General features: G+C 56.8%; 9 protein-coding genes. 6 read left to right on the forward strand and 3 right to left on the reverse strand.

Features of this window, described 5'->3' with window-relative positions:
* Positions 1-100: 100 nt before the first annotated feature.
* From Pan181_RS24115 to Pan181_RS24125, 3 genes are all read left to right on the forward strand, one after another.
* Positions 101-571: a nuclear transport factor 2 family protein gene (locus Pan181_RS24115; protein ID WP_145251280.1), complete on the forward strand. Its 471-nt coding sequence runs from the start codon at positions 101-103 to the stop codon at positions 569-571.
* A gap of 186 nt (positions 572-757) precedes the next feature.
* The gene (locus tag Pan181_RS24120) at positions 758-1,540 is read left to right on the forward strand and encodes a 3-keto-disaccharide hydrolase (protein ID WP_145251282.1); all 783 of its coding nucleotides are present in this window, start codon (positions 758-760) and stop codon (positions 1,538-1,540) included.
* Between the two features lie 46 nt (positions 1,541-1,586).
* The gene (locus Pan181_RS24125; protein ID WP_145251284.1) at positions 1,587-2,990 is read left to right on the forward strand and encodes a Gfo/Idh/MocA family protein; all 1,404 of its coding nucleotides are present in this window, start codon (positions 1,587-1,589) and stop codon (positions 2,988-2,990) included.
* A gap of 62 nt (positions 2,991-3,052) precedes the next feature.
* Here the strand turns inward: Pan181_RS24125 and Pan181_RS24130 are convergent, their stop codons facing one another.
* Together Pan181_RS24130 and Pan181_RS24135 are read right to left on the reverse strand one after the other, a co-directional pair.
* On the reverse strand, positions 3,053-4,489 hold the full coding sequence (locus Pan181_RS24130; protein ID WP_145251286.1) for a hypothetical protein: 1,437 nt from the start codon (positions 4,487-4,489) through the stop codon (positions 3,053-3,055).
* Between the two features lie 49 nt (positions 4,490-4,538).
* Positions 4,539-5,084 carry a sigma-70 family RNA polymerase sigma factor gene (locus Pan181_RS24135; protein WP_145251288.1) on the reverse strand — a complete coding sequence of 182 codons (546 nt, stop codon included), beginning with the start codon at positions 5,082-5,084 and terminating at the stop codon, positions 4,539-4,541.
* Positions 5,085-5,781: 697 nt separating this feature from the next.
* Between Pan181_RS24135 and Pan181_RS24140 the strand changes: the two genes are divergently transcribed.
* The 3 genes from Pan181_RS24140 to Pan181_RS24150 all read left to right on the forward strand — a co-directional run bounded on the left by Pan181_RS24140 (position 5,782) and on the right by Pan181_RS24150 (position 10,035).
* Positions 5,782-6,903 carry a DUF1559 domain-containing protein gene (locus tag Pan181_RS24140; RefSeq protein ID WP_145251291.1) on the forward strand — a complete coding sequence of 374 codons (1,122 nt, stop codon included), beginning with the start codon at positions 5,782-5,784 and terminating at the stop codon, positions 6,901-6,903.
* A gap of 104 nt (positions 6,904-7,007) precedes the next feature.
* The gene (locus Pan181_RS24145; protein WP_145251293.1) at positions 7,008-8,102 is read left to right on the forward strand and encodes a LamG-like jellyroll fold domain-containing protein; all 1,095 of its coding nucleotides are present in this window, start codon (positions 7,008-7,010) and stop codon (positions 8,100-8,102) included.
* Positions 8,103-8,187: 85 nt separating this feature from the next.
* Positions 8,188-10,035 carry a dockerin type I domain-containing protein gene (locus Pan181_RS24150; RefSeq protein WP_145251295.1) on the forward strand — a complete coding sequence of 616 codons (1,848 nt, stop codon included), beginning with the start codon at positions 8,188-8,190 and terminating at the stop codon, positions 10,033-10,035.
* A 158-nt stretch (positions 10,036-10,193) separates the two neighbouring features.
* Here Pan181_RS24150 and Pan181_RS24155 read toward each other — a convergent pair whose 3' ends face one another.
* Positions 10,194-12,092: a PPC domain-containing protein gene (locus tag Pan181_RS24155; RefSeq protein ID WP_145251297.1), complete on the reverse strand. Its 1,899-nt coding sequence runs from the start codon at positions 12,090-12,092 to the stop codon at positions 10,194-10,196.
* Positions 12,093-12,097 lie beyond the last annotated feature (5 nt).

Here is a 12,097-nt window from a genome sequence, read left to right on the forward strand (position 1 = left end):
GAACGATTTGGCTGGGCGATGGCCCTGACATTGCCCATCGCCCAGCCATCGGTGGGACCTTCACTCAACACCTTCACACTCAATTGCAAAGTCGCGCACGATGACAGCCACCCTCGCCCTTCGTCCCCCCTTCACGCTCGAATCAGCTCGCCAAAAAGTCCGCGCTGCCGAGGATGCTTGGAACTCGCAAGATGCTCACCGCGTTGCCCAGAGCTACTCCCCTGACTCCGAATGGCGGAACCGCAACCTGTTCTTCCACGGGCGCGATCAGATCGTCGAGTTCCTTACTCGCAAATGGCAGGTCGAGCTTGAGTATCGGTTGGCAAAGTCGCTGTGGACGTTCAGTGACAATCGCATCGCGGTACGATTTCAGTACGAGTACCGCACGGCCGAACATCAATGGCATCGCGCGTATGGCAACGAACTCTGGGAGTTCGACGAGCAAGGTTTGATGCGTCGGCGCGAAGCCAGCATCAACGACTTGTTGATCGACGACTCGCAGCGACGCTTCCACTGGCCGAGCGGGTCCCCCCGCCCGGAGGAGGGCTTCGGTATTCCCGAAGTGTTCTAGTGTGCCTTGTCACCTACATAGACCACACGCTTGAGAAATCCATGCCGTGCATAAGCCCATGGGGGGGGGTACCCCATGATTGCACGCAGGGTGCCTAAGATTGCAGCCCAACTCGACGCGGGCCTATACTGGGCGCAACGCTCGTTGTCCCCCCTCCCTGCTCATTGACTTGGCTTGGTCAATTCCATGCATATCATCTCTAGCGTCGCTGCACGTTTTGTTTGCTTTCCGCTTTTAGCTCTGCTACTTAGCGCTCCCTCGCACTTGTTTGCTGAGGAGAGTACTCCATCGCCAGCAAAGGACGCAGCCGCTCCCGGGCAGGCGACTACCGAAGACGGCTTCCAAGAACTGCTGAACGGCCAGGACCTCTCGGGCTGGGAAGGCCAACCAGGGTGGTGGAAAGTGGAGGAAGGGGTGTTGGTGTGCGAGTCGACGCCCGAAAAGCCGTGCCAGCGATCGCACTATCTCAATTGGACCGCCGGCGAGCCCGCCGACTTTGAGCTGCGCGTTTTGTACCGCATTCATGGCGAAGGCAACTCGGGCATTCAGTTCCGCAGCGACCGCCGGCCGGAGTTCGACATCTGGGGCTATCAGGCCGATCTCGATACCGCTGGCGTCTACACCGGGTGCTTGTATCAGCACGACCGAGGACTCGTAGCCGGGCGTGGCGAGCGGGTTTCGTTCGACAAATCCGGCGAAAAAACCAGCGAGACGTTTGCCGACTCGCAAGCGCTGCTAAAAGCGACCGAGGGGGACGACTGGAACGAGTATCGCATCGTCGCCCAAGGAGCCAAGATCAAACTCTGGATCAATGGCAAGCTCATGTGCGAGGTCGAAGATCACGACCCAAAGCTCTCGACAACCAAAGGCCTGATCGCCCTGCAGATGCATCAAGGCCCTCCCATGAAGATCGAATACAAGAGCGTACGACTGCGATCGCTCGACGCGGACACTCCCATCGAGGACTAACCATCCTCCAATCCCCCCTTCCTACCAGCCAAAGGCGGCACCCACCATGACCACGACCCTCACCCGGCGCGACGCGCTGAAACTCGGCACCGCAGCCATCGCATTACCCACCTTCCTACCGGCATCGGTACTCGGCCGCGATGGCAACGCTCCCCCCAGCGAACAAGTGCGAGTCGGGGTGATCGGCTGCGGTGGTCGCTCCTACATGATTCGCGAAGGGGCCGACGTCAAAGGTTTCCAAGTGGTAGCCGCCTGCGATTGCTTCAAGCAACGTGCGGAAGAGTTTGCCAGTAAACTCTCCGGCGATCAGAAGTGGGGCGTGTACGACGATTTCCGCCAGATGATCGAGCAAGAACAACTCGACGCGGTGATGATCGAAACCACCACTCATGCCAGGGCGTGGATTGCGATGCATGCGATGCAAATGGGCATGGATGCTTACATCGAAAAACCAATGTGCCTGACGATTAGCGAAGGTCGCGCGATGGTGAACGCCGTGCGAGCGTACGATCGGGTGACCCAGGTTGGCACCCAGCAACGGAGCATGCCGATCAACAACTGGGCCAGCGACCTGGTGAAGAACGGAGCGATTGGAAAGATCAAAGCGGTGCTCGCGCCCAACTTCATCGGCCCGTTCGTGTGGACCAAGTCTTCCAACGCAGACGTGCAAGGCCCCGTGGATAAATGGTGGGACGTATGGACCAACCAGGCGGAATTGCGTCCGTACGATGCCGACCTGCAATTCGGTTGGGGACGCTGGTGGGACTACGACGCCGGCGGGTTGTGTTTCGGCGTCAGCGGCTGGGGCGCCCACTCGTACGATCAGATCAATCGAGCACTCGGCACCGACGACACCGGCCCGGCCGAGATCGTGCTGCAAGAAGAAGTCGCCATTCGCGACTCGGGACGCTTCGCCCCTCGCGAGACGGTCGGCACCGCGATTCAGGACGAAAGTCCCGACATGAACACTGGGGCCGATTATTACCACATGGCGAAACTCGAAGGACCTCGCGCAAAGGTGCTCATGCGGTTTGCCAATGGCACCGAACTTCGCTTGCACCTGGACGGTGACCGCGGCCCTGGGCTGGGTGCGATTTTTGTCGGCGAGAACGGCAAGATCGAAATCAATCGCAACAAGATTGCCAGCAATCCCAAGGAGCTGGTTACCGCGTCCGACAACCCGGGGGCCAACCGCCGCCCCGAAACGGCCTACCATATCGAGAACTGGATCGAGTGCATCAAGTCGCGCGGTCGCTGCAATGCCGACATCGAAATCGGACAGCGGGCAGCAACGCTTTGCGAGCTGGTGAACATCGCCCGCGGAGTGGGTCGCGTCGGGGAGAGCCTGCACTGGGACGCGGAAACCGAGCAGTTCACCAACTGCGACGAAGCGAACGCGATGCTCTCGCGCCCACGCCGGGCGGGTTACGAATTGCCTGAAATCGGCTAGCAACAAAAGCCCCACGAACTCGGTAAGCTGCCCCGCGTACCGAGTTCGTGTGGGGCAATCGCCTATTCAGGCTGCATGATGAGCAGGCTGACTCGCACATCGTTATAGTCGCGATCCCCTGCCAGATCGTCGTAACCAATGATGTAGAAGCCCGATTGCTCGTAGAGGGTCGCACGACTGCTAACGTGCCAATTCTCGGGAGACTTGTCCAAAGCGGTTGGTCGATTGAAACCAATCACCCGAATCGTTTGAGGACTGCTCGTGGTGTTGCGAACACAAGTCGATCCCAGATCGCAATCGCTTTTACCTTCGACTTTGGCATTCGACCAAAGGACTTTGTCAGTATCGACATTGTAGAGCATCAGTGCGTTCGGATCCGACGCTTGGGCGAGGCCTTTCATCAGCAGCATATCGCCCGGCAATAGTTCCACATTGAATCCCTCAGGAACCTCGTCGCCGAAATCGAAACCATCGACGTGTAGCGGTTGAATCACATCAACCTTTGGCTGGGTGGGCTGGGGAGTTTTCTCGTTCGCGGTGAAGAACAAGCTTGCCGAGAGATCGTCGAAATCATTGTCGGGACGATAATTCGTGCCGGTAAGCGGAGCAGGGCCGCTATCGTCCCAGCCAACCTGCACCACGTCGTCGGACTCCAGCTGCACGCGGAGCGAACTCATCCGCCAGTGGTCCTCGTTATCGCGCATCGAAAGCTTGTGCACGCCGGTTAATAGGAAGAACCGGGGAATGTCCGTCGTGTTCGACTCGGACCACCGACCCAGCACACCATACCGACGGTTCAGTGCGGCCGGGTTTGCGTGTAGCGGCTTGGGACCTTTGCCCGCGTTGTGGAAAGTAAACTTCCGAGCGGTGGCCGCATGGGAGTTAAATACTTCGGCAATCGACAGGCTGTTCTCGCCTGCCGCATCAAACGCAGCGACTAATTCCACCGAGTAACCAGGCTCGAGACAGAACAAGTAGCCATCGCCATCCTCGCCTTGGGTTTGGCGAAGCTTGATCGCCCCCGGCGGAACGGCCACCATGTTGTGATGCTCGGAAGCGGCGGTTTGATAGGTAGGACCCTTCCACGAAACTCGCGTAATGGTCGGCAAGTACACCATCGATTCCCCGCCACGCGCGACAACGGCCTTATTGCCATCGAGCACTAACCAGGCAGCCGAGCAGGCAACTAGCGCAATACTAGCAGCCAGTACCCAACGCCATGGAGAAGCCTTGCGAGATGACGCACCAGGATAAGAAGCCACTTCCTCTGCATCGCTGTCGATCGCAAAAGGTAGGCTCCACTCGTTGCTTCCATCGAAGCTACGGCCAACCACCGACTTGAGTCCGACATGTGTGTTTACGAGATCGCAATAGAAGTCTTGAGCTTCGTCGTCGTTGAATAACAATTGATTGAGGTGGTCTAACTGATCTTTCGATAGACCACCATCATGAAGTTCGGAAGCCAACCGCTCCAATTCTTCAAACTTGCTGTTTTCCACCGCACGCTCCCATCCTAAAGCCGCCCAAACTTCCCAACACGCTCAAGCTTCAGTCGCCTATCTCTTTCTGCATATACATGCATTTGCGCAACGCTCGCCTGGCTCGTTGCAGTGCCCCCTTTACTGCCGGCACCGATTTGCCAAGTCGCGACGCGATTGCCAGGATCGATAACTCCCCATGATACCGCATGGAGAGCAGCTCTTGGTCCTGTTTCTTCATCTTGCCGAGACACGACTGCAAGGCATCCATCGCCAAATCCAGGCGATTCACCTGGCCAGGCTCTTGCATGCGATCCATCAGCTGACCCGCCAGTTCTTCGCTGAAAACATGACGGTCTCGTCCACTATCTCGGCAATAGGCCTTTACTTGCCAGTAAGCGACCTTCGTAGCCCAGGCGTCGAAGTTCGTGCCTGGCGCAAAGTCCTCCGCTTTCTGCAAGAGCAGCATATTGGTTTCCTGCAGAATATTATCGGCAGCGTGGGCATCGCCGACCGCAGTCAGGATGTAACGCAGCAATCCCCTCTGCGCATTCAGCAACAGCGTTTCGAACCGTGGTTGGTTCGGTACACCATCTCCTCCGTGCAGATCACCCATGGGCACCTAGCGTTATTACGACAAGTAAGTGACTAATTCGTAATGCTAGTTTTCTTGAAACTTACGGGTACCGCAAGAGTCGAGTTGGTCCACATGGCTTACTGAATGCAGTAAGTGGGCAAATGCCCGCTCACCTTGATATACCGCTGCTTGGTTGGTGGGAGCGCTCAAATTGTGAAGATCGTATGAAATGCCATGCGGGAGAGCGCGGCTGCAAATGCACAAATTAAGGATTCTCAAGCCCGGAAAACCGGTCCGTTGCAGACAACCGTGATCTGTCCAAAAAGGTTCTCGTAGAAACATTCGTTAAGAGTTCATGAATCTAAAAAATGCGCGCGACTTCTTTGGTACTCGCGGTATGTCCTTATGGAAGAGAAGAGGTTTCACCAAAACAAACTACACCTAGCCGAAAGCTAGTGTGTACCTGAGCCCAAACCAACGGTTAGCCGAAAACGCGGCTAACTCTTCGGCTCCCCTCAGTGACAACGGTGCAACCCAAGTCGGAATTGGATTGCATACACAGGGTTGGCTTTCGTAATAGCCTTTCCGGTTGTCCCTGATCCCACCCCCACGAGGCGACCGCCTCTAGCCATAAGACATTAATCAATTTTGATCGCCTGCCCACTTCTGTGGCAGGTCAGCGCGTGTGGCAACACTCGTCTGCACATGCGTCTAAAAAGCGGAAGAAAGGACAAGTATGCGTCGCGTAACTAGTTGTGATTTTGCACGGAATGCTACAGCCACCCCATCCTGTGAGGTTGCCCGAACCACGGAACAGCGAACTTCAGTTGCCCGCACTCGACGCGGCTTCACCCTAGTAGAACTGCTGGTGGTGATCGCCATTATCGGAATTTTGGTTGCCTTGCTGCTGCCAGCCGTACAAGCCGCTCGCGAAGCCGCTCGTCGCTCGCAGTGCACCTCGCAGCTGAAGAACTGGGCGCTCGGAATGATTAACCACGAAAGTGCCCACGGCGAATGGCCTTCGTCGGGTTGGCCCGGACGCTGGAGTGGTGATCCTGATCGTGGCTCCGGCGCGAACCAACCTGGCTCGTGGTTGTATGCAACGCTTCCATACGTGGAACAGGAAGCACTGCACGACATGGGCGATGGCCTGACCGGTGCTGCTCGTCAAACCGCGATGCTGCAGCGTGATGCCACGCCGATTTCGATCGCCAATTGCCCTTCGCGCCGCAAAGGGGGGCCTTATCCCGCTTCGGTCGGTAGTGTGCTGACCGGCGACGGCACCGGTAGCGTTTTTAGCTACAGCTACACCGAAGTGGCCCGTTGCGACTACGCTGCAAGCGTCGGCGACGAAACCAGCTTCGACAGCAAGTGCCGCGAGATCATCCCCGAGAACTACATTCGCGACCAATTTCCCGACGGTTTTCCCCCTTCGACCAAAGATTTCTCCGGCGTTTCTTTCTGCGGTAAGGCGGTAAAGAACCGTTCGATCACCGACGGATTGTCCAACACCATTGCGTTGGGCGAGAAGTGGATGCCAGTGGAACATTACGAATCCGGCACCTGGCATGCCGACGACTGGTCGATGTACATCGGCTTCCAGGACGATATGGTTCGCTCCACCTTCTACAACGCCCGCACCCCTTCGCACGTCCCCCGCAAGGATGGCGATGCCGGTTCGTTGAGCGACAACGTGCAGTGGGAACTCTTTGGTAGTGCCCATCCTGGCGTCTGCCTGTTCGCCATGTGCGATGGTTCGGTAACCGGCGTCGACTTCGATATCGATCCCGAAACGTTCCGCCAAATGGGCGCCCGCAACGACGAAGGCGAAATTAAGACCTACCGTCGTGGCGGTTGATTCGATCTGCCACGACTGCTTTCGACGGACTTTGCTTACAAGTCACTTCAACTGACCACACTAATAGACTCATTGGAACTGGTAACTACCTAGAGGAGCTTGCAATGCTTATGCGTGGAGTCTTTCTGTCATTGATCATCGCGGTCGCGACCGCTCAGCAACTGAGCGCTCAGACGCTCGTTCACCTGTGGTCGTTCGACGAAGCGATTACCGACTTCCAGGAAACCTTTGCTGACTCCTCTGGAAATGGACACACCGGCACCGGTGCTGCTGCCATCCGTGAGGGACTGTACGGCAACGCTGCTTACTTTTATGCCGGTGGAGATTTCGCTGGTGATGGCATCGATTTCTACGACGACAACCCAGAAACCTCGGTTCTACCGACTGGTGCCGATGACAACTGGTCGATGAATGTATGGGTGAAAGTGGACGAAAGCATCCCCACCCTTAATTACTTGGCCGGCTTTGGCATTCGTGGCGCACCGTCGGGAACGGAAGGAACCGATTTCGCCAGCCGGGCGATTGTGAACATTTCGGAAGGGTACCGCCTCTGGGGTTCGCACATCGATGCACGCTCGAATACCGCTTTCGCAGCTGATAGCGAGTGGCATATGTATACAGCCACCTATGACGATGTTAGCACCGCAATCAAAGTATACGTTGATGGTTCTCACCGAGGTGAATTCCTGCTCAGCAGCGATGAAGCGAAGGACTGGGTTGACGCCTCGGCGGAAGTACACGTTGGAAATCCCGCTCCTGCTTGGAACGGTGGTACTGGAATCAACGAAGGTGGAACCGACACGTTTGAAGGCTACCTTGATGAGTTCGCCATTTGGGACGGTGCCTTGACCGACGACCAAATCACGGCACTTTACCGCTTCAACGATATTGATATCGCCTTTGCTCGTGCCGACCTCGACCGTAGCGGTGTTATTGATTCGGCCGACTGGGATATCTTTGCTGCGAACGGATATGCCGACCTCACAGCACTAACGGCCCTTGAAGCCGCACTGGCGGGTGACCTGGATGGCGACTTCGACAATGATCGCGACGACTTCAATTTGTTCAAGTCTGATTACATCGCAGCCAATGGATTGGACGCCTTCGAAGCACTGGGTGCAGTTGCTGTGCCGGAGCCTTCGAGCGTGCTGTTGCTAGGGCTAGCGGGTCTGGCCTTCGCTGCGATTCGCAAGCGTTAGTTCTCTGAAGCAATTGCCAATATCTCTGCCTGAGCCGAGGTGATCGCCAGGCACTCAACATATATCTACGCACCAAGGAATCGACATGTCTTACCGTTCTTTCATAAAGGCGCTGCTGCTCAGCGGAGTGGTGGCCATTCCGGTCGCTGCGACGCAAGCGGCAAACTGGATTACCGACGCTGTTGGCGACTACACCGATGGTACCAACTGGGATACCGGGGCTCAGCCCGCCGACACCGAGGTAGTGAACATCGCCAGTGGGCAGGCCACGTTAGGGGCAAATCTCGGGCGAGCGGAAGCGACCAACCTGACCGGCACCGGCGAACTCATCGTTAACGGACGTTTCTTAAACGGCACGAACGCCGGCACTACTTTCACCATTGCTGATGACGCGGTGCTTACTACCACTGGCAACTACTTCATTGTTGCTACCGGTGCTTACGACAGCACCTTTAATCAGACCGGTGGTACCGTAAACGTAACCGTCGACCGTGGTTTCTTCCATAGCGACAACGGCACCGGTGGCGATGGTGTTTATAACGCGTTGGGCGGTGTGCTCAATGTCGAATTGAACTCCACGTCGACCACAAATAACCTGCACAACTATCAGGCTGGTCGTCGTGGTCCCAATGACACCTTCCTGGTCGATGGTGGGGACGTGAACTTCCTAGCCACGACCACTGAAAACCGTCGTATGTACTACTCGCAAAATGCGGTACTGCAGGTCAACAGCGGCACGTTTGATTCAGAGGCTTTCCAGTACTTCATCGTTGGTTATGGCATCAGCACTGGTGGTGGAACCCTCGACGGTAGCGCTACAATGAACGTGACCGGTGGTGTTACCACTATTAATCCAATTGCTGCGGGTGCGATGATCGTTGGTGATGGTCAAGATGGAACGGTCAACGTAACCGGCGGCGTTTTGAATGTCGGTGGCGACTTGATTGTCGGCACTGACCTCACAACTTCCGACGCTGACGGACACGGTATCGTTTACCAGTCGGCTGGTGAAGTCACCGTAGCCGGTACTCTGACGACTGGTCTTGACGCTTCGGGGGCCTACTATATGCAAGGTGGTACCCTGAACTTAGGCGGCCTGGAGAAGGGTGGCTACGACGCTTCGTACTTGTTTTACGAAGGTGGCACCGTGACTCTGGCTGGCAACCATCGCGATATCCTGACTTCTGCTTCGTCCGGCCTGGTTGCATTGAACGGAGCTACCGTATCGTACGACTCGTCGCTGGACCAAACCACCATTACCGAACTTGCGGGTGGTGAAACGTTGAAGCTGCAGGTAAACACCACGACCGGTGAAGCCAAGATCGTGAATGCCAACGCAACCGCTGGTTTCAGTGCCGATTACTATGAGATCTCTAGCTCGGCAGGTGCTTTGGAAACCGGTTCTTGGAATAGCCTGGCCGACCAAATCACCGTGACTCCTGCAGTGGGTGACTACAACGGCGACTCGACCGTGAACGTTGCCGACTACACGATCTGGCGCGACAGCCTTGGTTTCAATGTCACACCTGGTGAAGGTGCCGATGGCAATGGCGACGGGGTCGTCGACTCGGCCGACTACGATCTTTGGAAGGCCAACTTCGGTACAGTCGCTCAGACCGCAACCTGGACCGAGGCGGGTGGTTCCGATTCGGAACTCATGGTCGAGTACGTTCTTGACGAGACGGGCTTCGTTTTCAATGGCTCCACCGAATATAGCCTTGGTAACATCTTCGATACTTCGGCATTCGGAGCTGGCAACGATGGCGACCTGGAGTTCAAGTGGCAAATGGCCAATGGCTACCTTGCTACCGGTGTTATCGAATACGTGAGCTCGGGCTCGCTGGCAACTAGCAGTGTGCCAGAGCCTTCCGCCTGGTTGATTGGCTTGTCGGCCATCGGCCTGATGACCGCTGGACTTCGCAAGCGGTCGTAGTCGTCGAGAACAGGATTCTCAGAGTCCGCTGCTGAGTGGGTAGATCGCCAAATAGGGCAGCCAGTTCGGTACACTGAACTGAATTGGGGCGGTCTATCCCACTTGGCAGCTTTTTTATGCGCCGTGCACAAGTCGCGTATCAAGCTGATTTCTGGCTGCTATTTCTTGCCAGCCCTGTCGCGCACCATGATCAAACACTCTTTTGCAGGCGTTAAGTGACGATACAAGAACGCCTGCATCTGATCGTCGGCCGGTATCGCTTGGTGGGTTATTGGTTGCCCTTCTAGCTCCGCGGTCCCTTCGAGGAGGAGCTTGCGTGGATCCTTCGTCGGTTGCTTGGGAACACGCAAGGTGAGTTCCACCTTGTCGACGTCGGCCGGAATCTCCTCGCTGCTTAGCTGGAATCCTTCCGGTAAATCGTGCAAGGCAAGCTTGATCGCTCCGTCGAAACCATCTTTGCGCAGCGCGTACACGGTGATCGGCACCTTGGTACCCACCACCGCTGAAAGGCTCGATGGCACCACTCGCAAAGCAAAGTCGGGCTGGGGATGCGACACTCTCAGGCGGTAACCGAAGTTCACGCCTCCTCGACCTTGGGCGTCGCCGAGGCTCAACGTGTGCTCCCCGTCCTGCAGCAGGGTAAACGAAATCAACGAGTCGGCCTGGTGGGTGGTGAGCCCCGCCCCGCGATCTTCGAAATCGTCGTTCGCGGCCACCATCGTTCCATCGGGCGCCTGAAGCTTCAAGATGGAATCGAGGGGCGACCCGATGCGTCGCGCCGTGACTTCGGCGACTAGCTGATCTCCCTTGGTGCCTTGAAAGGCAAAGCAGTCGAGGTCGGCGGGCGCGGTGATTTGGCCATTCACGACCACCGGCAAGGTTAGAAGGTTAGCTTCCTCACTGGTGTTGTTGGGTTCGACCTCCAAGGCTTCGGGAAGCTCACCAACAACAAGCGGGCGAGGGTTTGTTTGCCGGGCGTTTTGTGTCGACGTAAACGGCAACTCGCCTGCGGAGAGCTGACCCGCATCAAACGGCACTTCGCCCTGCTCGAGGTTCCAACCCGTGAGATGCAGCGTGATCGATTCCCCAGCGTGGCACCCCAGCGGGAAGATCGACTGCACGCGAGGCACCTCGCCGACCGTGATGCGATAGACGAAGTCTTCGCGCCCGCGATAGATCGCGTCGTGAATTTCTAGAACGTACTCTGCTGTTTGCGGAATGTTCAATTGAATCAGCGGATCGGGATCGAACGCATCATCGTCGGAATAAGCCCCTTCGGCCCCGTTGATGTCCTGTAGCGAGAGCGTGGCCTGAAACCAACCCGGCACCGCGTCGGCCAGGTAGGGAATCAGCGACCTTGCTTCCACTTTGGCCACCAGCTGGGTTCGTTTGCGGAGTCGAAAACGATAGCTATCCACATCGCCCGGCAGGATTTGCCCGTTGATCACCAGCGGCAACTTTGCCTTAAGCAGCACCTGCTCCAGTGCGTCATCCTCTTTCGACTCGACGTACTCCGGGTACTGACTTACCTGAAACACCACCGGATTCGTAAGCCCTTTAGGAGTTCGCAAGCGCAGTTCGCGCGGCTCGAGCGAAGCACCGCTATCAATAGAAAACTCCACAATCACTTGCTCTTCGAGCTGAGCGTTCTCTTGTCGCTTGGGGTCGCGGATTGCTGCGTCCAGCTCTTTGAACTTTTCCGGTGTAAGATCGGGTTGCTTCTTCGACTTGGCAAACTCGATAAACTGCTCGATCGCCTGCTCGTCGGTCAGTTCCTTCTCACGCACCTGCTTCGTGAGTTCACGTTGTTTCTGGCGCAGCATGTTGAGCACGTTATTGGGGATTGGTTTGATGTGCTTGACGATCCGCACCTCGATACCATCGCCTGAAACGTAGCCGGCGTCGACTCCCTGGAGGTACTGTCCCCCCACGGTCGCTGTGACCGTGGTTCCACGCTGCCCGCCAGCGGGGAAGATGTAGCCGACATGCGGATCCTTCTGGGCGTAGAGCGGCATCGCCAACAGCAAGTTCGCGATCACAATCCCTAGAACTTTCATCGCAA

This window comes from Aeoliella mucimassa (assembly GCF_007748035.1).
Taxonomy (GTDB): Bacteria; Planctomycetota; Planctomycetia; order Pirellulales; family Lacipirellulaceae; genus Aeoliella; species Aeoliella mucimassa.